Genomic DNA, 23,544 nt, shown 5'->3' with positions numbered 1-23,544 from the left:
CATGAGCCGTTTCGTGCCGTCCATCGTCCGGCAGTCGCACGGACTGCAACGCTTCATGCTGCTGCTGGGCTTCGGCCTGGTCGCGTTCTTCGTCTTCGTCGCGATCTTCGCGCCGTGGCTCGCCCCGTACGACTTCAACGCCGACCGCGCCGGCGGCAGGGTGTTCGGCACCCAGCAGGGGCCGTCCGCCGACCACTGGTTCGGCACGACGGTCGGTGGCACCGACGTCCTGTCGCGCGTCATCTACGGCACCCGCACCGCGGTCGAGGTCATCATCCTGGCCGTCGCACTGTCGGCCGTGATCGGCGTGCCGCTCGGGCTCGTCTCGGGCTACCTCGGCGGCAAGCTCGACCGTGTGCTCGTGCTGGTCATGGATGCGCTGTACGCCTTCCCGTCGCTGCTCCTCGCGATCGTCGTGTCGATCGTCGTGTCCGGCGGCAGCAGCGGCGCGGTCAGCGGCATCGTCGCCGCAGCGTTGTCGATCACTGTCGTGTTCGTGCCTCAGTACTACCGCGTCATCCGCAACGCGACGTTGTCGGTCAAGGCCGAGCCGTACGTCGACGCGGCCAAGGTGGTCGGTGTCCGCACCCCCCGGATCCTCAAGAAGCACATCTTCTCCAACGTCTCCCAGTCCTTGCCGGTCATCGGCACGCTCAACGCGTCCGAGGCGATCCTCACGCTGGCCGGGCTCGGCTTCCTGGGGTTCGGCATCGAGCCGACGGCCGCGGCCGAGTGGGGCTACGACCTCAACAAGGCGCTGCCCGACGCGTCGTCCGGCATCTGGTGGACCGGTACGTTCCCCGGCATCGCGATCGTGCTGATCGTGCTCGGTGCGACGCTGGTCGGTGAGAGCCTCAACGACATCCTCAACCCGTTGCTCCGCACGCGTGGCGCCGACAACGCCGAGGCTGACGAGGAGGAGATCAAGCACGAGTTCGAGGAGCTCACGGGCGAGGCCGAGCCTGCGGTCGAGGTCCGAGACAGCGGCCCGGCAGGCGACGAGAAGCGGGTCGCCGCGCTCTCGCTGTCCAACCTCGCCGTCACGTTCCGGACCGATGCGGCACCGGTGCACGCCGTCAACGGCATCAGCTTCGACGTCGCGCCCGGGGAGGTCGTCGCCGTCGTCGGCGAGTCCGGCTCCGGCAAGTCGGTCAGCTCGCGCGCCGTGCTCGGCCTGCTGCCGTCGACCGCAGAGGTCAGCGGTTCGGCCAAGCTCGGCACCCGCGAGCTGCTCGGGATGTCCGCGCGCAGCCTGCGGCCCATCCGGGGCGACCAGGTCTCGATGGTGTTCCAGGAGCCGTCGACCGCGCTCAACCCGGTCTACACCGTCGGGTGGCAGATCATCGAAGGCCTCCAGGCGCACCAGGACATCTCCAAGAAGGCGGCCCGCAAGCGCGCCGTCGAGCTGCTCGAGCTGGTCGGCATGCCCGATCCGGAGCAGCGCGTCGACTACTACCCGCACCAGCTGTCCGGGGGCCAGAAGCAACGCGTCGTCATCGCGATGGCGATCGCGTGCGATCCCGACGTCATCATCGCCGACGAGCCGACGACGGCCCTCGACGTCACGGTGCAGGCCGCGATCCTCGAGCTGCTGCTGTCCCTGCGGGACCGGCTCGGCACCGCGATCGTGCTCATCACGCACAACATGGGCGTCGTCGCCGACATGGCCGACCGGGTCGTCGTGATGTATCGCGGCAACATCGTCGAGGAGGCACCAGCTTCCCGGTTGTTCGCCGAGCCGAGACACCCCTACACGCGGGCGTTGCTCGACGCCGTGCCGCACCTCGGCCGCGAGAACGGTCCGGGCCTCGTCGACGACAACGAGCTGGTGCTCAAGGTCGACGACCTGGTCGTCGAGTTCCCCGGTGGCTTCGGCCAGCCGCCGTTCCGCGCCGTCGACCACGTGTCGCTCGAGGTGCGCAAGGGCGAGGTGCTCGGCCTGGTCGGTGAGTCCGGCTCGGGCAAGTCGACGGTCGGGCGCACGACGGTCGGTCTCCAGCAGCCGACCAGCGGCACGATCAACGTGTCGGGCAACGAGATCTCCGGGCTCAGCGATCGCGAGCTGCGACCGCTGCGGTCCCGCTTCGGGTTCGTGTTCCAGGACCCGGCCGCGTCGCTCAACCCGCGCATGTCGATCGGGCAATGCGTCGCCGAGCCGCTGCACGTCCAGACCGAGATGAAGCAGTCCGAGATCGACGCCAAGGTGCGGTCGCTGCTCGAGAGCGTGGAGCTCGGTGGCTCGTACGCCGAGCGGTTCCCGCACGAGCTCTCGGGCGGACAGCGCCAGCGCGTCAGCCTGGCCCGTGCGCTGGCGCTGGATCCCGACCTGCTGATCGCGGACGAGCCCACCTCGGCGCTCGACGTGTCGGTGCAGGCCCGGGTGCTCGAGCTGTTCACCGAGCTCCAGCAACGGCTGCAGTTCGCGTGCCTGTTCATCAGCCACGACCTGGCCGTCGTCGACACGCTCGCCAACCGCGTCGCGGTCATGCAGCACGGCAAGCTTGTCGAGATCGGTCCCCGCGACCAGGTGCTCGGCAACCCGCAGGAGGACTACACCAAGCGCCTCATCGCCGCGGTGCCCGTGCCGGACCCGGCCGAGCAGCGCCGACGTCGCGAGGAGCGCGGTCACCTGTTGACCGACATCTCCTGACCGAGCCGACTCACGCGACCCGGCGTACGGTCGAGCCATGAACCCGCTCGAAACCGTACGCCGGCGCGTGGGCGACTCGATCTTCTCGCGGGTCGCCGGTGACGAGGGCCCGGCCCGGCGCGACCGGATCCACTTCTCCGAAGGTCCGCGACGGTTCGCGCCGGACTCGGAGATCTGCCGCGTGCACGCCGATGCCTCGATGTTCGTCGGCGGCATCCGCGCTCTGCTGCTGCAGTCGATGCACCCACTCGCCATGGCAGCCGTCGACGCGCACTCAGGCTTCCGCGGCGATCCCTGGGGCAGGCTGCAACGCACCAGCACGTTCCTGGCCGAGACGACGTTCGGGACGATCGACGACGCCGATCGTGCGGTCGCCGTCGTCCGGGCGGTCCACGAGCGCATACGCGGCACGGCGCCCGACGGCCGGCCCTACGTCGCGTCCGATCCCCACCTCATCCGCTGGGTCCACGTGGCCGAGATCGACAGCTTCCTGCGGGCCCACGACCGCTACGGCGCGCACCCGCTCGATGCCGCCGGCCGCGACGCGTACGTCGCCCAGACCGCACACGTGGCTCGTGCCCTCGGCGCCGTCGACGTGCCGGAGACCGTCGCCGAGCTCGAGCAGGTGCTGGCTGACTACCGGCCCGAGCTGGCGGGCACTCCCGCCGCCCGCCGCGCGGCACGGTTCATCCTGGTGCACCCGCCCGTGCCCCTGACGCTGCGAGCGCCCTACGGCCTGCTGTCGGCGGCGGCCGTCGGCATGATGCCGCGGTGGACCCGCTGGCCTCTGCGGCTGCCGTGGCTGCCCGTCGTGGAGGCGACCGCCGTGCGTACGAGCGGCGTGGTGATCACCGGGGCGATCCGTTGGGCGATGGGCTCCGGCCCACCGACGCGCACCTAGCAGTCGGCGATGCCCGGGACCTCGCACGCCCCGACGACCGGGCCGGCTGAGGCGATCTTGAGCAACAGCTGCCTGAACACCTCGGCGTCCGTCTCGGAGAGCGGGCCGAGCAGCGCCCGCTCGACCTCACCGATGCGAGCGGCATGGGCCGCGAAGGTCGTGCGGCCCGCGGCCGTCAGCACGACGAGGCGCGCCCGTCGGTCGCTCGGGTCGGGCCGCCGCTCGACGAGCCCCGCCCTTTCCAGGTCGTCCACCAGGTAGGTCATGACGGTGCGGTCGAGCCCCATCAGCTCGGCGATGCCGGCCTGGTTGCTGGACGGGTTGCTCGAGGCGATCGACAGGACCTGATAGCCACGCGGACCGCCGGGCAGGTCGCTGATCGCCTCGGTGGCGCTCTCGAGGTAACGCCGCAACAGCGTGCCGAGGGCCTGACCGAGGTCGATGGAGCTCTCCACCGTCGTCGCCTCAGCCATGTCCGTCATGAGCCAAGTGTAGCCACTGGGTTCGCAGTGACGATCATCATGTTTCCCGATTGTCTGTCTAGTATATGATCGTTTCAACAGACTATCGAGATCTAGGAGCATCATGAGCACCATCTTCCGGTTGGACGCCAGCATCCGCCACGAAGGATCCGTCACTCGCGCGGTTGCCGACACCCTCGAGACGACCATCGTCGAGGAGCTCGGCGGCCCCACCGTCGTACGTCGCGATCTCGGCACCGACCCCATCGAGGCGACGTTGTGGCCGGCCGCGGCGTTCGCCGGCTTCACACCGCAGGAGCAGCGCACTGCCGAGCAGGCTGCCGCCGTCCGGGCAGCGGCGGCACTCGCGGACGAGGTCGTGTCGGCCGACGCCCTGATCTTCGCGGTCCCGCTCTACAACTTCGGCGTCTCCCAGCACTTCAAGACGTGGTACGACCTGGCCACGACCGACCCCCGTCTCACGATCGGCCAGAGCGAGGTCGTCGGCAAGCCCGCGTTCCTGGTGACCGCACGCGGCGGAGGCTACGGAGCCGGTACGCCGCGCGAGGGCTGGGACCACGCGACGGGCTGGATGCGGCGCGTGCTGGAGGATGTGTGGGGTCTCGACCTCGACGTCATCGAGACCGAGCTGACCCTGGCCGAGGTCACGCCGCAGATGGCCGAGCTCCGTGAGCTGGCCCGCGAGCAGCTGGCCGAGTCCCACGAGTCCGCGCGGCAGAGCGCCCGCTCCGTCACGATCAAGCTCCGCCCGGCGGCCTAGGCCCGAGCGCCGGGGAGGGCGAGCTCCCCGGCGCCCGTCGGACGCTCATGTGTGACCACTCCCCAACGGGGTACGCCCGACCCGAAGGAGTGGTTGATTGTGAAGAAGCTGACAGTGCTCGTCATCGGCGCCGCCGGGTACGTCCTGGGGGCTCGCGCCGGGCGCGAGCGTTACGAACAGATCAAGACCCAGGCCACCAAGGCCTGGAACAACCCCAAGGTCCAGAGCGCGGTGGACGACGTCCAGACCCAGGCCAAGCAGGCCGGCTCGGAGGTCGGCAGCAAGGTCGGCGCCAAGGTGGCCGACGTCGCGGGCGATGCCAAGACCAAGATCGCCGACAAGGTGAAGGGCAACGACACCGACCCGAGCTCGGACGCCTACAAGCCCGGCGACGAGGTCATCGGCCCGCCGCCCGTGCCGGGTGGGTCGAAGATCGCCGACGCCCACCGCCAGGGCATGTCATGACACCTCCGCGCGTCCCGACGTCGCAGGCGTCGACCGGGGAGCTGATCGCCCAGGCGTCCGATGACATCTCCACGCTGATCCGCAGCGAGATCCAGCTGGCCAAGCAGGACCTCGCGACGAGCGGCAAGCGCCTCGGAGTCGGCGCCGGCCTGTTCGGTTTCGCCGGGACCTTGGCGCTCTACGGCCTCGGCGCGCTCGTGGCGGCCGGCATCATCGGCATCGCCGAGGCCCTCGACGCCTGGCTCGCCGCGCTGATCGTCGCCGGCGGACTGTTCGTCGTCGCCGGGATCGCTGCACTGATCGGCAAGGCGCGCGTCAGCCGGGTCGCCAAGGGCCCGCGCGAGCGGGTCGAGAGCGTCAAGGCCGACGTCGCCGCCGCACGCCCCGGGGGAACCTCATGACCGACACGATCGAGCAGGACATCCAACAGACCCGCGAGCACCTGGGGCACACCGTCGACGCGCTCGCGGCCAAGGCCGACACCGGCAAGCGCCGCCTCGGCATGGTGGCGCTCGTCGGCGTCGCGGCGGTCGCCGCGCTCGTGCTCTGGCGACGCCTGAGCTGACACGTGCGCAGCCGCTGCTGCCCCGGCGATCCACGCGTCGGGGTGCGGCAGCGGTCCCGACCGCTCCTCGCAGCACAGTCGTAGGGCTGGGCTTCTACGATGGCAGGGTGATCATGACTCGCACCGACGAACGAACCCTCTGATGGCCGGCGGACTCGCAGCCCTGCTCGACGACGTGGCCGCGCTGGCCAAGCTGGCGGCTGCGTCGGTCGACGACGTCGGCGCTGCGGCGGGACGAGCCGGCACCAAGGCAGCCGGGGTCGTGGTCGACGACGCCGCCGTCACGCCCCGCTACGTCCAGGGTTTCGATCCTTCTCGCGAGCTCAACGTCATCCGGCGCATCGCCGTGGGGTCGCTGCGCAACAAGCTCCTGTTCATCCTTCCGGCGGCCATGCTGCTCAGCCAGTTCCTGCCGTGGCTGCTGACCCCGATCCTGATGGTCGGCGGCACCTATCTGTGCTTCGAGGGTGCCGAGAAGCTGTGGGAGAAGCTCGGTCACGGCCACCACGACGAGACCAAGCCCGTCGCGGCCGACGACAGCGACACCGACCACGAGGCGACCATGGTGGCGGGCGCCATCCGCACCGACTTCATCCTGTCGGCGGAGATCATGGTCATCGCGCTCAACGAGGTCACCGACGAGCCCTTCGTGTCACGGGCACTGATCCTCGCACTCGTCGCCGTCGGCATCACCGCGCTGGTCTATGGCGCGGTCGGCCTGATCGTCAAGATGGACGACATCGGGCTGCACCTCGCCAAGCGCTCGTCGGCTGTCGCCCAGCGCGTGGGGCGCGGCCTCGTCATCGCGATGCCGGTGTTCCTCAACGTGCTCGCGACGGTCGGCGTGGTGGCGATGCTGTGGGTGGGCGGTCACATCCTGCTGGTCGGCGTCGACGACCTCGGGTGGCACGCCCTCTACGACCTGGTGCATCACGCCGAGGAGGACATCAAGCACGCCGTGTCGACCGGCGGCGCTGCCCTCGCCTGGCTGCTGAACACCGCCGTGTCGGCGCTCATCGGCCTCGTGGTCGGAGCGATCGTCGCGACGATCTGGATCCAGGTGCAGAAACGGCGCGGAGCCGCCGCGCACTGAGGCGGGCTGGTGCCCGCTCCAGACGAGCGTGCAGAAGGCGAAGGCTCCCCACCCAAACCCGGGGTGGGGAGCCTTCGTATGTGGTGGAGCCGAGGGGACTCGAACCCCTAACCCCCTGCTTGCAAAGCAGGTGCGCTACCAATTGCGCCACGGCCCCGTGGTCGTGCCGGTCCGGAGTCAGACCTTGTCGCTGGCGGCGGCCCACGTGTCGGTGGGCTTGCCCTGCTTCTTCGACAGGGCCCAGAAGACACCTGCCGCGGTGAGCCCGAGGGCGATGATCTTCTTCATGGGACCTCCTGTGCGAGTGGGCGTACGAGGACTTGAACCTCGGACCTCATCCTTATCAGGGATGCGCTCTAACCAAGCTGAGCTATACGCCCGCAACAGCGATGAACTTTACCCCACCGCCATGCGCTCCCCCAAAACGGGGAGGGGTCTTACTTTTCCTCGGCGAATGTCACCTCGACACCGCCGAGGAGCTGGGCCGCCAGGTTGTAGAGATGAGCGCCGATCGTGGCCAGTGCGGTCGTCAGGATGACGTTGATCGCGGACAGCACGAGGGTCAGTCCGACCATGCGACCGAAGCCCAGGTAGTCGGTGATGTTGAAGCTCGTCGAGTCGTCGCTGAGCACGGAGGTGACGCTGCCGTTGATCTCGTCCCAGACACCGGTCGCCTCGAGGACGACCCAGAAGATCGACACGGCGACGACCGCCACGATCATCATCGCGACCGAGATCGCGAAGGCCAGGCGGGTGACGGACCACGGCTCGACGTGTGTCAGCCGCAGGCTGGCGCGGCGCTCCTTCTTGGAGCCCGAGTCCGGTGTCGGCGTGAGTGTCGCGCCGGACTTGGTGGTGGCTCCTTCGCGGTTCGCCTTCTGGTCGACCTTGTCCTTGACCGCCGGGATGACCGCGGTGGTCGAGGGCGACGGCTTGGTCGTGCGAGCGTAGTCGGCGGCGGTCAGGGTTCGTCCCTTGTCGTCGCTGTCCTTGCCGCGGTCAGACCCCTTGTCCTGGGTGTCGTCGCCGGACGACTTCGGCTGCTTGGCCGGGGTCGCGCGAGGCCGTCCCTTGTCGGTCTGCGTCCCGGCACCTGCCGCACCCTTGGCAGCGGCGCTCTTCTTGGCCGGGGCCTTCTTGGCCGGACGGCTCGCCGGCTTGGGGATGCGGGGGATCTGCTGGGTCGGCGCCGCGTCGCCTGCGCTGGAGCCCGGCGCGGAGGTCGGGTCCTGCTTGTCGTCTTCGGTCACTGATCCTGGTCCTCGTCGGTCGACGTCTCTTCGGCCTGCGCCTCGTCCTGGAGAAGCTCGGTGTTGCGCGCGATGGTCACGACCCGGTCATCCCCCTTGAACTTCACGAAGCTCACCCCCATCGTGCCACGGCCTGTCGGATTGACGCCGGAGACGAGGCTCCGGGTGACCTGTCCGGCGGCCGTCACCGAGATGACGTCGTCGGTGTCGACCAGCACGAGGCCGCCCACGAGCTCACCGCGGTTCTCGGTGATCTGCATGGCCTTGATGCCGAGACCGCCGCGGCCTTGCAGGCGGTACTGCTCCACCGGGGTCTTCTTGGCGAAGCCGCCGTCGGTGACCGTGAAGACGTAGAGCTGGTCCTCCTCGGGCACCTCTTCGGACTCGAGCGCGCCGGCTGAACGGCGGATGACCGACATGGACAACATCGAGTCGGCCTCGCGGAACTTCATGCCGGTGACGCCGGAGGTGGCACGACCCATCGGACGCAGCTGCTCGTCGTCGGCGCGGAAGCGGATCGCCTGCGCCTTGCGCGAGATGAGGATCAGGTCGTCCTCGGGCGTGACCAGCTCGGCGCCGATGAGCTCGTCGTCCTCGTCGCGGAAGTTGATCGCGATGACGCCGGCCTGGCGTGGGCTGTTGTAGTCGCCGAGCCGGGTCTTCTTGACCAGGCCCTTCTTGGTGGCCAGCACCAGGTAGGGCGCCTGCTCGTAGTCGCGGATCGCCAGGACCTGCGCGATCTCCTCGTCCGGCTGGAACGACAACAGACCAGCGACGTGGCCGCCCTTGGCGTCGCGCCCGGCCTCGGGCAGCTGGTAGGCCTTGGCGCGGTAGACCCGGCCGGCCGTGGTGAAGAACAGGATCCAGTGGTGGCTCGTCGTGGCGAACATGTGCTCGACGAGGTCGTCACCGCGCAGGGCCGCACCGCGTACGCCCTTGCCGCCGCGGTTCTGCACGCGGTAGAGGTCGGTCTTGGTGCGCTTGGCGTAGCCGCCCTTGGTGATGGTGACCACGACCTCCTCGTCGGGGATCAGGTCCTCGTCGGACAGGTCGCCGTCGGCGGGGATGATGTCGGAGCGCCGGTCCTCGCCGTACTTGTCGACGATGTCGGAGAGCTCCTCGGAGACGATCTGCCTCTGTCGTTCGGGCTTGGCCAGGATGTCCTTGAAGTCCGCGATCTTGAGCTCGAGCTCGGCGAGGTTGTCGATGATCTTCTGGCGCTCGAGGGCGGCCAGGCGACGCAGCTGCATGTCGAGGATCGCGCGGGCCTGGAGCTCGTCGATCGCGAGCAGGCTGATGAGGCCGTCGCGGGCCTCCTCGACCGTGGGGCTGCGGCGGATCAGGGCGATGACCTCGTCGAGCGCGTCGAGCGCCTTGGCGAGCCCGCGCAAGATGTGCGCCGACGCCTCGGCCTCGTCGAGAAGGTACTGGGTGCGACGCTGGATGACCTGGATCTGGTGGTTGATCCAGTTGCTGACGAAGCCGTCCAGGGTCAGGGTGCGCGGGACCTCGTCGACCAGGGCCAGCATGTTGGCGCTGAAGTTGGTCTGCAGCTCGGTGTGCTTGTAGAGGTTGTTCAGCACGACCCGCGCGATCGCGTCCTTGCGGATCTCGATCACGATGCGGCGGCCGACGCGCGACGACGACTCGTCGCGCAGGTCCGAGATGCCCTGGATGCGACCGGCGTTGACCAGGTCGGCGATCTTGCGCATGAGGTTGTCGGGGTTGACCTGGTAGGGCAGGCCCGTGACGACGAGCTGGATGCGGCCCTTGGTGTCCTCCTCGATCGACACGATCGCGCGCATCATGATCGACCCGCGGCCCGTCCGGTACATGTCCTCGATGCCCTTGGTGCCGACGATCAGCGCGTCGGACGGGAAGTCCGGACCCTTGACGCGCTCGATGAGCGCCTCGAGCAGCTCTTCCTTGCTGGCGTCGGGGTTGGCCAGCGCCCACTGGGCGCCCTCGGCGACCTCGCGCAGGTTGTGCGGCGGGATGTTGGTCGCCATGCCGACCGCGATGCCGGCCGACCCGTTGACCAGCAGGTTGGGGATGCGGGCGGGGAGCACCGTCGGCTCCTGCGAGCGGCCGTCGTAGTTGGGGCGGAAGTCGACGGTGTTCTTGTCGATGTCGCGCACCATCTCCATGGCGATCGGCGCGAGGCGGCACTCGGTGTAGCGCATGGCGGCAGCGCCGTCGTCACCCGGCGAGCCGAAGTTGCCCTGCCCGTCGATCATCGGTGCGCGCATGACCCACGGCTGCGCCAGTCGTACGAGGGTGTCGTAGATCGCGGTGTCGCCGTGCGGGTGGTACTGACCCATGACGTCACCGACGATGCGCGAGCACTTGGAGAAGCCGCGGTCGGGACGGTAGCCGCCGTCGAACATCGCGTAGAGCACACGTCGGTGCACCGGCTTGAGGCCGTCGCGTACGTCCGGCAGCGCGCGGGAGACGATGACGCTCATCGCGTAGTCGATGTAGGAGCGCTGCATCTCGTCCTGCAGCTCGACGGCTTCGATGCGGTCGTGCTCGGGAGGTGTCGTGTCAGTCATCAGTGAGCCCTGTCAGGTCAGATGTCGAGGAAGCGGACGTCTTTGGCGTTGCGCTGGATGAACGAGCGGCGCTGCTCGACGTCCTCGCCCATGAGGATCGTGAACATCTCGTCGGCCATCGCGGCGTCCTCGAGCGTCACCTGACGGAGGATGCGGTTGGCCGGGTCCATCGTGGTGTCCCAGAGCTCGCTGTCGTTCATCTCGCCGAGACCCTTGTAGCGCTGGATCTGCTGGCCGACCTCCTTGGGCAGGCGCTTGCCGTCGGCGGCGCCGGCCTTGAGCATCGCGTCGCGCTCGGCGTCGGAGTAGGCGAGCTCGTCGGCGGAGTTGCTCCACTTGATCTTGTAGAGGGGCGGCTGCGCGAGGTAGACGTGCCCGCCGTCGATCAAGGGCTTCATGAACCGGAACAGCAGCGTCAGCAGCAGGGTCGAGATGTGCTGGCCGTCGACGTCGGCATCGGCCATCAGCACGATCTTGTGATAGCGCAGCTTGTCGATGTCGAAGTCGTCGTGCACACCGGTGCCGAGCGCCGAGATGATCGCCTGGACCTCGGCGTTCTGCAGGATCTTGTCGATGCGAGCCTTCTCGACGTTGAGGATCTTGCCGCGCAGCGGGAGGATCGCCTGCGTACGGGGGTCACGGCCGCCCTTGGCCGAGCCACCGGCGGAGTTGCCCTCGACGATGAAGACCTCGCACTCCTCGGGGTTGCGCGACGAGCAGTCGGCGAGCTTGCCCGGCAGGCCACCGCCACCCAGGAACCCCTTGCGGTTGCGGGCCAGGTCGCGAGCCTTGCGAGCGGCCATGCGCGCGGTCGCTGCGTCGATCGACTTGCGCACGATCGTCTTGCCCTCGGTCGGGTGCTGCTCGAACCAGGCACCCAGCTCCTCGTTGAGGACCGACTGGACGTAGGACTTGGCCTCGCTGTTGCCGAGCTTGGTCTTGGTCTGGCCCTCGAACTGAGGCTCCTCGAGCTTGATCGACACGATCGCCGTCAGCCCTTCGCGGATGTCCTCGCCCGAGAGGTTGTCGGACGCCTTCTTGATGAGGCCCTGAGCGGTGGCGAACTTGTTGACCGTCGTGGTCAGTGCCGCACGGAAGCCTTCCTCGTGCGTGCCGCCCTCGTGCGTGTTGATCGTGTTGGCGAACGTGTGGACCGACTCGATGAAGCTGTCGTTCCACTGCATCGCGATCTCGAGCGAGAGGCCCTTGGACTCGTCCTCGGCCTCGATCGAGATGACCTCACGGTGGATCGGCGACTTGCTGCCGACGTTGATGTGCTCGACGTAGTCGACCAGGCCCTTGTCGAAGCGGAACCTGGCGTCGCGCTCGACCGCGTCGACGGGGGTGTCACCCTCGGAGGCCTCCTGGGCCTCTTCGCGGTCGTCGCGCAGCACGAGCTCGAGACCCTTGTTGAGGAACGCCATCTCGCGGAACCGGGTCTTGAGCGTCTCGTAGCTGTAGACGACGGTCTCGAAGATGTCCTCGCTGGCGTAGAACGTCGTCGTCGTACCGGTCTCGTCGGTCCTCTCGTGCCGCTCGAGCGGGGCATCGGGGACGCCGTAGGTGAACGACTGCGTCCAGCGGTAGCCGTCGCGCTTGACCTCGACGTGGAGCTTGGTCGACAGGGCGTTGACGACCGAGACGCCGACGCCGTGCAGACCACCGGAGACCTTGTAGCCGCCGCCGCCGAACTTGCCGCCCGCGTGCAGCGAGGTGAGGACCAGCGTCACGGCCGGCATCTTCTCGGTCGGGTGCTCGTCGACGGGGATGCCACGGCCGTCGTCGACGACCCGCACGCCGCCATCGGCCTGCAAGGTCACCGCGATGTGGGTCGCATATCCGGCCAGCGCCTCGTCGACCGAGTTGTCGACGACCTCGTAGACCAGGTGGTGCAGGCCACGCTCACCAGTCGAGCCGATGTACATGCCAGGTCGCTTGCGCACTGCCTCCAGACCTTCGAGAACCTGGATGTTGCTGGCGTCGTACGATGCTGCAGGATCTGGAGTTTGGCTCACCCATCCAGTATACGGGCCATTGTGTGGGTCTCAGCGCTTACCCACAGCTGGCGGGCGGCGCGTCGCGACCGTGACTTGCCCCTGAGAGCCACATAACGGCGGCTGTGACGACGGCGCAGACCCTCCACCAACCTCCGGTATGTCCGAAGGCCCGCCGAGTCGCCCAGTCCGGGCAGGGTTCGCGCGCCTTGGGAGCCATCGGGCATCGTAGAGGGATGAGCACGACAGTCACCCGTCGCGACACGGCGATCCCGGCCCTTGCCGCGGCCGTCGCAGCAGCGGGGACGCTCGCGCTCATGGTCGTCATCGCCCTGCAGTCGGCGCGGGGGCAGCGGTGGGACGACGAGGCGATGCGGACCGTCGTCGCCGGCCGCGACACGAAGCTCACCCTCCTCAGCGGTCTGGGCTATGTCTCGATCGGCGCGATCGTCGTGGTCGCGATCGCCTGCGGCGTGGTCGCCCTGTTGCGGGGCAAGGCCCGGCTCGCGATCGGCGCCGCGGTCATCATCGGCGGCGCGAACCTCGCGACCCAGCTGCTCAAGCACTCGTTCCTCGACCGGCCCGACTTCGGGCTCGGCGTGCTCAACAGCCTGCCGAGTGGCCACACGACCGTCGTCGCGAGCTCGGTCGGCGCGGCCCTGCTGGTCGCGCCCAAGGCCGTGCGCCCCCTCGTCGCCGCCGCCGGTGGACTCGCCACGACCCTGACCGGTACGTCGACGATCGTCGCCGGCTGGCACCGCCCCGCCGACGTCGTGGCCGCGCTCGCGGTCAGCCTGCTCTGGACCGGGCTCGTCGCCTGGTTCATGCACGGCCCGCGCACTCCGGTGACCGGCACGTTCATCAGCGCCGTGCTGGGGTGTGGTGCCGGCCTCGCCACGCTGGTCGCGATCGGCGTGCGTCCGGCGTACGGGTGGGTCGGCTTCACCCAGGCGTCGCTCGTGCTGGGCGCCGTCACGGCGATCACGGCACTGTTCGTCGTCGCCGCGGCAGCGGTCTCCCCGGCCGAGTGAGGATCAGCCGTAGGTGTCCCGCGGGCCGCGCGCACCGCGGATCGAGCGGGGGCCCTTCTTCCACGACGGCGCCTGTGGTCCGCGCACCACGATCCGCAGCACCGACCCGTCGCCCATCAGCTCGTTGAGCTTGGCCACGATGCGTGGCGCGAGGAGCCGGAGCTGGGTCGCCCACGCCGTCGAGTCGGTGCGCACCTCGACCTCGCCGTCGTCGAACGCGATGACCTCGGAGTGCTGGGCGACCTCGGGACCCACGATCGCGGCCCAGTCGGTGAACACCCGTTGCGCGGCGAGTCGTTCGTCCCAGCCTTGGTCGTTGACGACCTCGCCGAGCAGGTCGGCGAGGCTGCTCGGCTCGTCGCGGGCGGCCCGAACCGGCTTGGCCGGCCGCACGCGGCGCTTGCCGGTCGGTGGCACGGGCGAGCCCTTGCCGCGATAAGACTGCGCGATGTCCCGCGCCAGGTCGAGGCCGTCGTCGGACGGCGTGCCGGGATCAGTCACGGGCGACCTCCCCTCCGGCGACGTTGAAGCGGTGACCCTTGAGCGTCTCGGGCACGTCGTCGGCCACTGCTGCGGTGACGAGCACCTGCTCGGCGTCACCGACGAGCTCGGCGAGCTGCTGGCGGCGGCCCTGGTCGAGCTCGGCGAAGACGTCGTCGAGGATCAGCACGGGATCGTCGTCATCATCGCGCAACAGCTCGAACGACGCGAGCCTCAGGGCCAGCGCCAACGACCAGGCCTCGCCGTGGCTCGCGTAGCCCTTGGCCGGCAGCTCACCGATCGTCAGCACGACGTCGTCACGGTGCGGGCCGACGAGGCTGATGCCGCGGTCCATCTCGTCGTTGCGGCGCCGGGCGATCTCGTCCAAGAGCGCCTGCTGGATCTCAGCCTGGTCGCGGACGTCCGGGTCCAGCTCGAGTGACGGCTTGTAGGTCGCCGTGACGACGCGGCGATCGGGCGCCGCGGCCGCGGCCACTCGGACGTAGGCCTCGGCCAGGTGCGGGGCCAGCGCGTCGAGCAGCAGCAGACGCGTCGACACCACCTCGGCTCCGGTGCGCGCGAGGTTCTCGTCCCAGATGTCGAGGGTCGCGATCTCCACGGTGCGCCGGCCGCGGGCCGACTTGAGCAACGTGTTGCGCTGCTTGAGCACGCGGTCGTAGTCGGCGCGGACCCCGGCCAGGCGCGGGGTGCGGAGCACGAGGAGCGAGTCGAGGAACCGGCGGCGGTCCGACGGGTCACCCTTGACGAGTGCCAGGTCCTCCGGCGAGAACATCACGGTGCGGAGCACCCCGATGAGGTCGCGCGTCCGGGGCAGCGCCCCGCGGTTGATGCGGGCCCGGTTGGCCTTGCCCGGCGTGATCTCGAGCTCCAGCAGTGCCGTCCGGTCACCCCGCACGACATCCGCGCGGACGACCGCGCGCTCGGCGCCGGACCGCACGAGCGGCGCGTCGCCCGAGACCCGGTGCGAGTCGAGGCGTGAGAGGTAGTCGATCGCCTCGACCAGGTTGGTCTTGCCCTGCCCGTTGGACCCGATGAACGCGGTCGCCCCGGGCTCGAGGTCGATCTCGACGGAGTCGTACGAGCGGAAGTCGTGCAGGGTCAGGCGACTGACGTGCACGGGTTAGACGGGATCGGCCGGATCGGGTGCGGCGGGATCGAGGCCCTTCTCCTCGGCAGCCTTCACCGCGTGGCCGCCGAACTGCTGGCGCATCGCGGCGACGGCCTGCATCGCCGGCGACTCGTCCTGGCGCGAGGTGAAGCGCGCGAAGAGCGACGCGGCGATCGTGTGCATCGGCACGGCGTTGTCGATCGCGGCCTCGACGGTCCACCGACCCTCGCCGGAGTCCTCGGCGTAGCCGCGGACCTTGGACAGGCCCGGGTCCTCCTCGAGCGCCTTGACCAGCAGGTCGAGCAGCCACGAGCGCACGACGGTACCGGTGCGCCAGGAGTCGAAGACCTCGGTGACGTTGTCGACCATGTCGACCTTCTCGAGCAGCTCGAAGCCCTCGGCGTAGGCCTGCATCATGGCGTACTCGATGCCGTTGTGGACCATCTTGGAGAAGTGCCCGGCACCGACGCGACCGGCGTGCACGAAGCCCGACTCGCTGTCGGGGCGGAGCGCGTCGAATGCCGGCATAACCTTGGCGATGTCGTCGGTGCTGCCGCCGGCCATCAGGGCGTAGCCGTTGTCGAGTCCCCAGACCCCGCCGCTGACACCGCAGTCGACGTAGCCGATGCCCTTGTCGGCGGCGAGTGCTGCGTGCTTCTCGTCGTCGGTCCAGCGGGAGTTGCCGCCGTCGACGATGACGTCGCCCTCACCCAGCAGCTCGATGAGCTGCTCGACGGTGGACCGGGTGATGTCGCCGGCCGGCACCATGACCCACACGACCTTGGGCGACGGCAGCTGCTCGACGAGCTCCTCGAGCGATGCCACGTCGGAGACGTCCGGATTGCGGTCGTAGCCGACGACGGTGACACCGCCGTTGCGCATGCGGGTGCGCATGTTGCCACCCATCTTGCCGAGTCCGACGAGTCCGATGTCCATGGTGTGAGGTCCCTCCGAGAGTTCAGTTCTGCAGGCGTACGGGCATGATCAGGTAGCGGAACGCGACATCGGGGTCGGCGCCGATCTCCTGGACGCCCGAGATCGCGGCCGGCTTGGTGTGCTGGGTGAACGACAGGTGCACGACCGGGTCCGGCATGACCGCGAGTCCTTCGAGCAGGTAGGTCGGGTTGAAGCCGATCGAGATGTCGGCGCCGTTGATCGTGGCCTCGATGGACTCCGACGCCTGCGCCTCGTCGCCGCTCCCGGCCTCGAGCAGGAGCTGCCCGTCGGAGAACGTCAGGCGTACCGGGGTGTTGCGCTCGGCGACCAGCGCCACGCGCTTGACCGAGTCGACGAACGCCTGGGTCTCGACGTAGGCGACGGTCTCGGCCTGGGCCTGGAAGAGCTGGCGTACGCGCGGGAAGTCGCCCTCGAGCAGGCGGGTCGTGGTGCGGCGGGTGCCGTTGCCGACCACGCCCTCGAAGCCGATCAGGCCGTCGCCGGACTCGCCGGACGACACCGCGATCGTGACGTCGCCGCCGGAGGTGAGCGAGCGGGCCGTCTCGTTGAGGACGCGAGCCGGCACGAGCGCCTGGGCCGACAGGTCACTCGCCTCGGGATACCACTCGAGGTCGCGGAGGCTGGCGCGGAACCGGTCGGTCGCCATGAGCGAGATCGTCGAGCCCTCGAGCTCGAGGCGTACACCCGTCAGCAGGGGCAGCATCTCGTCGCGGCCGGCTGCGGCGCTGGCCTGGGAGACCGCGGTCGCGAAGTCGTCGGCCTTGATCGTGCCGGAGGCGGTGGGCATCTCGGGGAGCTGCGGGTACTCCTCGACGGGCATCGTCTGCAGGCTGAACCGAGCGCTGCCGCACACGACCTGGACCTTGGTGCCGTCCAGGGAGATGTCGACAGGCTTGGCGGGCAGGGCCTTGACGATCTCGGCGAGCAGGCGACCGGACACCAGCGCCCGGCCGTCGGCGCTGACCTCGGCCGGCAGGGTCGCGCGGGTCGAGGTCTCGTAGTCGAACCCGGACAAGGTCAGGCCGTCCGCGGCGGTCTCGACCAGGAGGCCGGCGAGCACGGGGACGCTCGGACGGTTGGGCAGGCTGCGGGCTGTCCAGGCGACGGCGTCGGCGAGCGTGTCGCGGTCGATGCGGAATTTCACGTGATGGGGCCTTTCCGAGGACGGGAGCCGTCGGGATGAATCCTGCCACGGTATCCGTGGCGCGACGTATTCAGGGGAAGTGCAGAAGATGTCATCCACACACAGCTCGAGACGTTCCTTCGGCTGGCATTGCGGAGATAGAGAAGAGTAGTAGTCGTAGTAGCGTCTGTGGATTCGGTGGACAACCTGGATTCGTGCTGGAGTTCCGGCGTTTGCCCCCGTGGACAACCTGTGGCCGGCGGCGACGCCAAACTACACAGAGCTGTGGATGTGGGTCTTGCGTTCACACGCTGTTCACACAGCGTCCGATGATGTCCACGTGACTGATGGGTTTTCCCACAGCGTCTTCCCCAGGTGTGAATGGTCCTGACGGGCCATTCACACGTCATGACTGACGGGCTTGCTGCTTGATGCGGGCCGTCAGCTCGGTGACCTGGTTGTAGACCGCGTGCTTCTCGGCCATGAGCTTGCGGATCTTGCGATCGGCGTGCATCACCGTGGTGTGGTCGCGGTTGCCGAACTCCTGCCCGATCTTGGGGAGCGACATCTCGGTCAGCTCGCGGCACAGGTACATCGCGATCTGCCGGGCGAGCACCAGGTTGCGGCTGCGGTTGGTGCTGCACAGGTCGTCGATCGAGAACTCGGAGTAGGCGGCGGTCTGCGCCATGATCATGCCGACCGTGATGTCGGGTTCTTCGCCCTCGGCGATGAGGTCCTTCAGCACGATCTGCGCGAGCTGCAGGTCGACCGTCGTGCCGTTGAGGTTGGCGAACGCCGTGGCTCGGATGAGGGCACCCTCGAGCTCGCGGATGTTGGTCTGCACCTTGCTGGCGATGAACTCGAGCACGTCGGCCGGCGCGGTGAGCTTCTCGTTGGCGGCCTTCTTGCGGAGGATCGCGATGCGTGTCTCGAGATCGGGCGGCTGGACGTCGGTCGTCAGGCCCCACTCGAACCGGTTGCGCAGCCGGTCCTCGAGGGTCGTCAGGTTCTTGGGCGGACGGTCCGAGGTCATCACGATCTGCTTGTTCTCGTTGTGCAGCGCGTTGAACGTGTGGAAGAACTCGGTCTGCGTCGACTCCTTGCCCTCGAGGAACTGGATGTCGTCGACGAGGAGGACGTCGATCTCGCGGTACTTGCGCTTCAACGCGGCGGTGCGGTTCTCACGGATCGCGTTGATGACGTCGTTCGTGAACTCCTCGCTGTTGACGTAGCGGACGCGCGAGGACGGGTAGAGGTTGAGGACGTAGTGGCCGATGGCGTGCAGCAGATGGGTCTTGCCCAGACCGGACTCGCCGTGGATGACCAACGGGTTGTACGCCTTGCCCGGTGCCTCGGCGACGGCGACGGCGGCGGCGTGAGCGAACCGGTTGGACGAGCCGATGACGAAGTTCTCGAACAGGTAGCGCGGGTTGAGTCTGGCCTCGGCGACGCTGCCGATGCGGGGCGGCGCGGTCTTGCGCTCGGCCCAGCTGGGGACGAACTCGTCCTGGTCGTCGTCGTCCTCGTCGTCCAGGTCGGTGTCCTGGCCATAGGAAGGCGTATTTGTCGACAAGTCGTCTTGTAGACTTGGACGCGGTTCCATTAAGGTCGGCTCGATCGTGACGACGAGCCGGGTCTCCTGCTGCAGGGTCGAGCTGATGGCGTGCTCGAGAGCTGGCCTGACGCGCGACTCGAGCTGCGCACGGGTGAGGTCGTCCTGGACCGCGACGATGAGGATGTTGTTGTGCAGCGTCAGCGGCTTGGCGGAGTAGACCCACACCTTCGCGCCGGGGGAGAGCGTGTCGACGGCTCCTTGCCAGACTCGGTTGAGATGCTCTTCCGGGCTGGTCTCCTGGCCGTCACTCATCCAATGCCTCCCGACACGTCCACATGGTTTTCCACATGGTGTGAATGCGAACTCGAGAGTTGAGGGTGCCTTGTGGAAAACTCGATACCGCGGTGACGCTAGCAGCGATGCAGGGTCCATACAAGCGGAATTCCCCAGCTCGTCCTCAGCCTTCGGCGTGTCGTGTGGACGACGGCGCCCAGGACGCGTAAGGAGATCAGTTTGACCGGTGTCCGAGGCCCCCGTACCGTTGTCTAGTCGTCCTAGAACGACTTCCGCCGCATGCCCACGACAAGTACGTCTCGGTCGTGGGCGAGCGGTGGCCGTCGACCGGCCCAGACTGAGATCCGTGAGGAACACATCGTGAGCAAGCGCACTTTCCAGCCGAACAACCGTCGTCGTGCCAAGAAGCACGGCTTCCGCCTCCGCATGCGCACCCGCGCCGGGCGCGCGATCCTCGCGGACCGCCGCCGCAAGGGCCGCGCCAAGCTGTCCGCCTGAGCCGTTGCTCGCGCGCGGCCAACGCATGCGCAGCGGGGATGACTTCCGGCACACGATTCGTCGTGGGGCCAAAGGTGCACAACCCACCCTCGTCGCTCACGTCTTGATGGGAACCAGTGTCCCAGGAACCGGCGGACCCACGTCCGTCGGTTTCGTCGTGAGCAAGGCCGTGGGGTCGGCAGTCGATCGCAACCGGGTCAAGCGCCAGCTGCGTCACCTGATGCGTGACCGCGTCGACGCGCTGCCAAGTGGCAGCCGGGTCGTGGTGCGAGCGCTTCCCGCCGCTCACGACGCCGGCTCGACGACGCTCGCTGAGCACCTGGACGCAGCGCTGGCGCGAGCCGGTGCCCGATGAAACACCCCTTGATCTGGTTGCTGAAGGCGTACCGCTTCGCCATCAGCCCGCTCTACGGTCAGGTCTGCCGCTACCACCCCACTTGCTCGGCCTACGCTTTGGAGGCCGTCGAGACCCACGGTGCGGTGCGCGGAACCTGGCTGGCCGGACGTCGTGTCCTGCGCTGCCACCCCTGGAGCGCCGGAGGCTATGACCCGGTCCCACAGTCACACAGAGGAGAACCATGTTCGACTTCCTAGGCGACATCGGCGGCGCCATCATGACGCCGCTCTACTACGCGGTGTCGGGGATCCTGCTGGTCTGGCACCGGCTGTTCGAGATGGTCGGGCTGTCGGGTGACTCGGGCTGGACCTGGGCCCTGGCGATCGTGGGCCTCACCGTCACGATCCGAACGCTGTTGATCCCGCTGTTCGTCAAGCAGATCAAGTCGAGCCGCAACATGCAGCTGCTGCAGCCGCAGATCAAGGCGCTCCAGCAGAAGTACAAGCACGACCGTGAGCGGCTCACGCAGGAGCAGATGAAGCTCTGGAAGGAGACGGGTACCAACCCGTTCGCCTCGTGCCTCCCACTGATCCTGCAGATGCCGATCTTCTTCGCGCTGTTCCGCGTGCTCGACCAGGCTGCGAAAAACGGCGCCGAGGGAGCTCGCGGGTTCCTGTCGGCCGACGACGCCGACTCGCTCTCGAAGGCCAAGCTGCTCGGCGCCCAGATCGCCGACACGTTCCTGCAGAGCGACGCCGTGGAGACCAAGATCCTCACGATGTCGCTGGTCATCATCATGTGCATCACGCAGTTCACGACGCAGCGCCAGCTCATGAGCAAGAACATGCCGGCCGATGCCATGTCGGGCCAGTACGCGCAGCAGCAGAAGCTGCTGCTGTACATCCTGCCGGTGGTCTTCGCCGTCGGTGGCGTGGCGTTCCCGCTGGGCGTCCTCTTCTACTGGACGACCTCGAACTTCTGGACCATGGGCCAGCAGTTCTACGTCATCCGCAACAACCCTGCTCCCGGCACGCCGGCGTTCAAGGCCAAGCAGGACCGCGATGCCAAGCACGGGAAGACGGTCGCCGAGGATCCGTTGAAGCCGGTCGTCGAGGACCTGCCCAAGCCTCCCCCGCGTCAGCAGCCCAAGAACCAGGCCCGCAGCCAGCGCAAGAAGAAGCCGGCCGGCCCGCCCAAGCGCAAGCCAGACATCACGAGCAAGAACGACGAGACGGACAAGGACGGCACCAAGTGAGCGACCTCGCGAAGAAGCTGGAGAAGGAAGGCGACATCGCTGCGGACTTCCTCGAGGGTCTGCTGGACATCGCGGACCTCGATGGTGACATCGACATGGATGTGGACGGCGACCGCGCTGCGGTGGCGATCGTCGGCGGCAACCTCGACCACCTGGTCGGCCGTGACGGCGAGGTGCTGGACGCGCTGCAGGAGCTGACTCGTCTTGCCGTCTATCGCGAGACGGGTGAGCGGAGCCGGCTGATGCTGGACGTCGCAGGCTTCCGGGCCGCGCGCCGGCTCGAGCTCGTGGCCATCGCGCAGGACGCGATCGACAAGGTCAAGGCCGGCGAGGCGTCGGTGTCGCTCGACCCGATGACGCCGTTCGAGCGCAAGGTCGTCCATGACGCCGTCGCAGACGGTGGTCTGAACAGCTCGTCGGACGGCGTCGAGCCGCATCGGTACGTCGTCGTGCATCCGGCGGCTGAGTAGGTGCGCCGATGACCGGGCCTGAGGCTGATCCGGGCGACACCGATCGTCAGGATGTTTCACGTGAAACACCCCCGTCGCACGCGGCGGGGGTGTTCGCTTCTCGGCTCCCCATGGCGGAGCGGTACGCGCATCTCCTGTCGACCGACGGGGTCGTGAAGGGTCTCATCGGCCCACGGGAGGTTCCACGGATCTGGGACCGGCACGTGATGAACTCGGCGGTCGTGGTGCCTCGAGTTCCGCACGCCGCGACGGTGGCGGACATCGGCACCGGTGCGGGCCTGCCGGGCCTGGTGTGGGCGATCGCCCGACCAGACCTCTCGGTCACGCTGGTCGAACCCTTGCTGCGCCGCACCCGCTTCCTCGAGGACGTCGTGGGCGAGCTCGGCCTGGACAACGTCACCGTGCTGCGTGCTCGGGCCGAGGAGGTCCACGAGACGTACGACGTGGTGACGGCTCGCGCCGTTGCGCCACTCGACAAGCTCGGTCGCTGGTGCCTGCCGCTGGTCAAGAAGAATGGCGTGTTGCTGGCTCTGAAGGGCCGCACGGCGCAGGAAGAGGTGACGGCCGCGACGGCGACCCTCCACCGGCTCGGTGCGAGGACTATCGTGGTGGCGACGTATGCGAACGGCGACGTGCCGACCACCGTCGTGGAGGTCAGCAGGTGAGAGCCCCTGAGCCCAGCCGCCCGCATGTTTCACGTGAAACCAACGAGGGGAACGCATGAGCGAGACGCCGCAGCCGTCGGCCCCCACCGCCGCATCCGCCTACCGGGTGCCGGTGCCGGCCCATGACGAGTCCACCCCACTCGCCTCCGAGGTGGAGGAGCACATCGCCTTGGTCCAGCGCTCGTCGGCGACACCTCGATTCGAGTCCCCGGCCGAGACCCGCGTGTTCGTCGTCGCCAACCAGAAGGGCGGTGTCGGCAAGACCACGACGACCGTCAACGTCGCCGCCGCTCTCGCCATCAAGGGACTGCGCGTCCTGGTCATCGACCTGGATCCACAGGGCAATGCCTCGACGGCACTCAACGTGCCGCACGCCGAGGGGACACCCGGGGTGTACGAGGCGATCGTGGAAGGCACCGACCTCGACGAGCTCATCAAGCCGTGTCCTGACATCGAGGGGCTGACGGTGCTGCCCGCGTCGATCGATCTCGCCGGCGCCGAGATCGAGCTCGTCTCACTCGTGGCTCGTGAGTCGCGCCTCGACCGCGCCCTCCAGAGCTATCTGAAGGACTGCGACGAGGCGGGCGACCGCATCGACTACGTGCTGATCGACTGCCCGCCGTCACTCGGGTTGCTGACCGTCAACGCGATGGTGGCCGGGCGTGAGGTGCTCATCCCGATCCAGTGCGAGTACTACGCGCTCGAGGGTCTGGGTCAGCTGGTCCGCAACATCGAGCTCATCCGGTCGCACCTCAACCCCAAGCTCGAGATCTCCACGATCCTGCTGACGATGTACGACGCGCGGACCCGGCTCTCGGCGGGCGTCGCCGAGGAGGTCCGGTCCCACTTCCACGAGCGCGTGCTCAAGACCGCGATCCCCCGGTCGGTACGCATCTCGGAGGCGCCGAGCTATCAGCAGTCGGTCATCACGTACGACGGAGGGTCGTCGGGCGCGCTGTCCTATCTCGAGGCGGCTCGTGAGATCGCGATCGCCGGAAGCCAGGGATCGACCCGATGAGCCAGGGCACCACATCAACC

24 protein-coding genes and 2 tRNA genes are annotated in these 23,544 nt (G+C 68.4%); 15 read left to right on the top strand and 11 right to left on the bottom strand.

Annotated elements, in window-relative coordinates; all coding sequences use genetic code 11:
* The first annotated feature begins 1 nt into the window (after position 1).
* Together AB0N22_RS12640 and AB0N22_RS12635 are read left to right on the top strand one after the other, a co-directional pair.
* The gene (locus AB0N22_RS12640; protein ID WP_364640525.1) at positions 2–2,650 is read left to right on the top strand and encodes a dipeptide ABC transporter ATP-binding protein; all 2,649 of its coding nucleotides are present in this window, start codon (positions 2–4) and stop codon (positions 2,648–2,650) included.
* Between the two features lie 37 nt (positions 2,651–2,687).
* Positions 2,688–3,551, top strand: coding sequence for an oxygenase MpaB family protein (locus tag AB0N22_RS12635; protein WP_364640522.1), 864 nt, complete (start codon positions 2,688–2,690; stop codon positions 3,549–3,551).
* Here the strand turns inward: AB0N22_RS12635 and AB0N22_RS12630 are convergent.
* The gene (locus tag AB0N22_RS12630; RefSeq protein ID WP_364640519.1) at positions 3,548–4,033 is read right to left on the bottom strand and encodes a MarR family winged helix-turn-helix transcriptional regulator; all 486 of its coding nucleotides are present in this window, start codon (positions 4,031–4,033) and stop codon (positions 3,548–3,550) included. The genes AB0N22_RS12635 and AB0N22_RS12630 overlap by 4 nt on opposite strands.
* A 103-nt stretch (positions 4,034–4,136) precedes the next feature.
* Between AB0N22_RS12630 and AB0N22_RS12625 the strand changes: the two genes are divergently transcribed.
* From AB0N22_RS12625 to AB0N22_RS12605, 5 genes are all read left to right on the top strand, one after another.
* On the top strand, positions 4,137–4,793 hold the full coding sequence (locus AB0N22_RS12625) for an NAD(P)H-dependent oxidoreductase (RefSeq protein ID WP_364640516.1): 657 nt from the start codon (positions 4,137–4,139) through the stop codon (positions 4,791–4,793).
* 99 nt (positions 4,794–4,892) lie between these two features.
* Entirely contained in the window at positions 4,893–5,258 is a 366-nt protein-coding gene (locus AB0N22_RS12620) for a hypothetical protein (RefSeq protein WP_364640513.1), read from the top strand.
* Positions 5,255–5,659: a phage holin family protein gene (locus tag AB0N22_RS12615; protein WP_364640511.1), complete on the top strand. Its 405-nt coding sequence runs from the start codon at positions 5,255–5,257 to the stop codon at positions 5,657–5,659. Before AB0N22_RS12620 ends, AB0N22_RS12615 begins: the two co-directional genes overlap by 4 nt.
* Positions 5,656–5,823: a DUF3618 domain-containing protein gene (locus tag AB0N22_RS12610; RefSeq protein WP_364640508.1), complete on the top strand. Its 168-nt coding sequence runs from the start codon at positions 5,656–5,658 to the stop codon at positions 5,821–5,823. The genes AB0N22_RS12615 and AB0N22_RS12610 overlap by 4 nt, the downstream gene beginning before the upstream one ends.
* 142 nt (positions 5,824–5,965) lie before the next feature.
* Positions 5,966–6,916, top strand: coding sequence for a DUF808 domain-containing protein (locus AB0N22_RS12605; protein WP_364640505.1), 951 nt, complete (start codon positions 5,966–5,968; stop codon positions 6,914–6,916).
* Between the two features lie 81 nt (positions 6,917–6,997).
* On the opposite strand, the gene AB0N22_RS12600 is transcribed toward AB0N22_RS12605, so the two are convergent.
* The 5 genes from AB0N22_RS12600 to gyrB all read right to left on the bottom strand — a co-directional run bounded on the left by AB0N22_RS12600 (position 6,998) and on the right by gyrB (position 12,733).
* A tRNA-Ala gene (locus tag AB0N22_RS12600) sits at positions 6,998–7,073 on the bottom strand.
* A 148-nt stretch (positions 7,074–7,221) separates the two neighbouring features.
* Positions 7,222–7,296: transfer RNA gene (locus AB0N22_RS12595), tRNA-Ile, on the bottom strand.
* Between the two features lie 57 nt (positions 7,297–7,353).
* Complete coding sequence (locus AB0N22_RS12590) at positions 7,354–8,166, bottom strand: DUF3566 domain-containing protein (RefSeq protein ID WP_364640502.1); 813 nt, start codon at positions 8,164–8,166, stop codon at positions 7,354–7,356.
* Positions 8,163–10,718 carry a DNA gyrase subunit A gene (gene gyrA / locus AB0N22_RS12585; protein WP_364640499.1) on the bottom strand — a complete coding sequence of 852 codons (2,556 nt, stop codon included), beginning with the start codon at positions 10,716–10,718 and terminating at the stop codon, positions 8,163–8,165. Before gyrA ends, AB0N22_RS12590 begins: the two co-directional genes overlap by 4 nt.
* A 17-nt stretch (positions 10,719–10,735) precedes the next feature.
* Positions 10,736–12,733: a DNA topoisomerase (ATP-hydrolyzing) subunit B gene (gene gyrB / locus AB0N22_RS12580; protein WP_364640496.1), complete on the bottom strand. Its 1,998-nt coding sequence runs from the start codon at positions 12,731–12,733 to the stop codon at positions 10,736–10,738.
* A 215-nt stretch (positions 12,734–12,948) separates the two neighbouring features.
* Here gyrB and AB0N22_RS12575 point away from each other — a divergent pair, with 215 nt between their 5' ends.
* Positions 12,949–13,743, top strand: coding sequence for a phosphatase PAP2 family protein (locus AB0N22_RS12575; protein WP_364640493.1), 795 nt, complete (start codon positions 12,949–12,951; stop codon positions 13,741–13,743).
* Positions 13,744–13,746: 3 nt separating this feature from the next.
* Here AB0N22_RS12575 and AB0N22_RS12570 read toward each other — a convergent pair whose 3' ends face one another.
* The 5 genes from AB0N22_RS12570 to dnaA all read right to left on the bottom strand — a co-directional run bounded on the left by AB0N22_RS12570 (position 13,747) and on the right by dnaA (position 19,299).
* Positions 13,747–14,244: a DciA family protein gene (locus tag AB0N22_RS12570; RefSeq protein WP_364640490.1), complete on the bottom strand. Its 498-nt coding sequence runs from the start codon at positions 14,242–14,244 to the stop codon at positions 13,747–13,749.
* Positions 14,237–15,361, bottom strand: coding sequence for a DNA replication/repair protein RecF (recF, locus tag AB0N22_RS12565; RefSeq protein WP_364640488.1), 1,125 nt, complete (start codon positions 15,359–15,361; stop codon positions 14,237–14,239). The genes AB0N22_RS12570 and recF overlap by 8 nt, the downstream gene beginning before the upstream one ends.
* Before the next feature lie 3 nt (positions 15,362–15,364).
* Positions 15,365–16,288, bottom strand: coding sequence for a phosphogluconate dehydrogenase (NAD(+)-dependent, decarboxylating) (gene gnd / locus AB0N22_RS12560; RefSeq protein WP_364640485.1), 924 nt, complete (start codon positions 16,286–16,288; stop codon positions 15,365–15,367).
* 22 nt (positions 16,289–16,310) lie between these two features.
* A complete protein-coding gene (gene dnaN, locus AB0N22_RS12555; protein ID WP_364640481.1) occupies positions 16,311–17,453 on the bottom strand; it encodes a DNA polymerase III subunit beta in 1,143 nt (380 codons plus the stop codon).
* Positions 17,454–17,838: 385 nt separating this feature from the next.
* On the bottom strand, positions 17,839–19,299 hold the full coding sequence (dnaA, locus tag AB0N22_RS12550) for a chromosomal replication initiator protein DnaA (protein WP_364640478.1): 1,461 nt from the start codon (positions 19,297–19,299) through the stop codon (positions 17,839–17,841).
* 342 nt (positions 19,300–19,641) lie between these two features.
* Here dnaA and rpmH point away from each other — a divergent pair, with 342 nt between their 5' ends.
* The 7 genes from rpmH to AB0N22_RS12515 all read left to right on the top strand — a co-directional run bounded on the left by rpmH (position 19,642) and on the right by AB0N22_RS12515 (position 23,524).
* Entirely contained in the window at positions 19,642–19,779 is a 138-nt protein-coding gene (gene rpmH, locus AB0N22_RS12545) for a 50S ribosomal protein L34 (protein ID WP_056210619.1), read from the top strand.
* Positions 19,780–19,783: 4 nt separating this feature from the next.
* A complete protein-coding gene (gene rnpA / locus AB0N22_RS12540) occupies positions 19,784–20,134 on the top strand; it encodes a ribonuclease P protein component (protein ID WP_364640475.1) in 351 nt (116 codons plus the stop codon).
* Positions 20,131–20,373, top strand: coding sequence for a membrane protein insertion efficiency factor YidD (gene yidD / locus AB0N22_RS12535; protein ID WP_364640472.1), 243 nt, complete (start codon positions 20,131–20,133; stop codon positions 20,371–20,373). The genes rnpA and yidD overlap by 4 nt, the downstream gene beginning before the upstream one ends.
* Positions 20,358–21,371 (top strand): membrane protein insertase YidC, encoded by a 1,014-nt coding sequence (gene yidC, locus AB0N22_RS12530; RefSeq protein ID WP_364640469.1) that lies wholly within the window; start codon positions 20,358–20,360, stop codon positions 21,369–21,371. Before yidD ends, yidC begins: the two co-directional genes overlap by 16 nt.
* Positions 21,368–21,841, top strand: coding sequence for a R3H domain-containing nucleic acid-binding protein (locus AB0N22_RS12525; RefSeq protein ID WP_364640466.1), 474 nt, complete (start codon positions 21,368–21,370; stop codon positions 21,839–21,841). The genes yidC and AB0N22_RS12525 overlap by 4 nt, the downstream gene beginning before the upstream one ends.
* 110 nt (positions 21,842–21,951) lie before the next feature.
* Positions 21,952–22,506: a 16S rRNA (guanine(527)-N(7))-methyltransferase RsmG gene (gene rsmG, locus AB0N22_RS12520; RefSeq protein ID WP_364640463.1), complete on the top strand. Its 555-nt coding sequence runs from the start codon at positions 21,952–21,954 to the stop codon at positions 22,504–22,506.
* A gap of 55 nt (positions 22,507–22,561) precedes the next feature.
* Complete coding sequence (locus AB0N22_RS12515) at positions 22,562–23,524, top strand: AAA family ATPase (RefSeq protein ID WP_364640460.1); 963 nt, start codon at positions 22,562–22,564, stop codon at positions 23,522–23,524.
* The last annotated feature ends 20 nt before the right edge of the window (positions 23,525–23,544 follow it).

The organism is Aeromicrobium sp. NPDC092404 (assembly GCF_040684095.1).
Taxonomy (GTDB): Bacteria; Actinomycetota; Actinomycetes; order Propionibacteriales; family Nocardioidaceae; genus Aeromicrobium.
The sequence above is the reverse complement of the archived record's forward strand: the minus strand, read 5'-3'. Positions and strand labels throughout refer to the sequence as shown.

What these genes read in the sequence shown, in the direction of transcription:
- AB0N22_RS12640 (WP_364640525.1), top strand. Translation starts at nt 2, where the DNA reads ATGAGCCGTTTCGTGCCGTCCATCGTCCGGCAGTCGCACGGACTGCAA.
- AB0N22_RS12635 (WP_364640522.1), top strand. Translation starts at nt 2,688, where the DNA reads ATGAACCCGCTCGAAACCGTACGCCGGCGCGTGGGCGACTCGATCTTC.
- AB0N22_RS12630 (WP_364640519.1), bottom strand. Translation starts at nt 4,033, where the DNA reads ATGACGGACATGGCTGAGGCGACGACGGTGGAGAGCTCCATCGACCTC.
- AB0N22_RS12625 (WP_364640516.1), top strand. Translation starts at nt 4,137, where the DNA reads ATGAGCACCATCTTCCGGTTGGACGCCAGCATCCGCCACGAAGGATCC.
- AB0N22_RS12615 (WP_364640511.1), top strand. Translation starts at nt 5,255, where the DNA reads ATGACACCTCCGCGCGTCCCGACGTCGCAGGCGTCGACCGGGGAGCTG.
- AB0N22_RS12610 (WP_364640508.1), top strand. Translation starts at nt 5,656, where the DNA reads ATGACCGACACGATCGAGCAGGACATCCAACAGACCCGCGAGCACCTG.
- AB0N22_RS12605 (WP_364640505.1), top strand. Translation starts at nt 5,966, where the DNA reads ATGGCCGGCGGACTCGCAGCCCTGCTCGACGACGTGGCCGCGCTGGCC.
- gyrA (WP_364640499.1), bottom strand. Translation starts at nt 10,718, where the DNA reads ATGACTGACACGACACCTCCCGAGCACGACCGCATCGAAGCCGTCGAG.
- AB0N22_RS12575 (WP_364640493.1), top strand. Translation starts at nt 12,949, where the DNA reads ATGAGCACGACAGTCACCCGTCGCGACACGGCGATCCCGGCCCTTGCC.
- gnd (WP_364640485.1), bottom strand. Translation starts at nt 16,288, where the DNA reads ATGGACATCGGACTCGTCGGACTCGGCAAGATGGGTGGCAACATGCGC.
- dnaA (WP_364640478.1), bottom strand. Translation starts at nt 19,299, where the DNA reads ATGAGTGACGGCCAGGAGACCAGCCCGGAAGAGCATCTCAACCGAGTC.
- yidD (WP_364640472.1), top strand. Translation starts at nt 20,131, where the DNA reads ATGAAACACCCCTTGATCTGGTTGCTGAAGGCGTACCGCTTCGCCATC.
- yidC (WP_364640469.1), top strand. Translation starts at nt 20,358, where the DNA reads ATGTTCGACTTCCTAGGCGACATCGGCGGCGCCATCATGACGCCGCTC.
- rsmG (WP_364640463.1), top strand. Translation starts at nt 21,952, where the DNA reads ATGGCGGAGCGGTACGCGCATCTCCTGTCGACCGACGGGGTCGTGAAG.
- AB0N22_RS12515 (WP_364640460.1), top strand. Translation starts at nt 22,562, where the DNA reads ATGAGCGAGACGCCGCAGCCGTCGGCCCCCACCGCCGCATCCGCCTAC.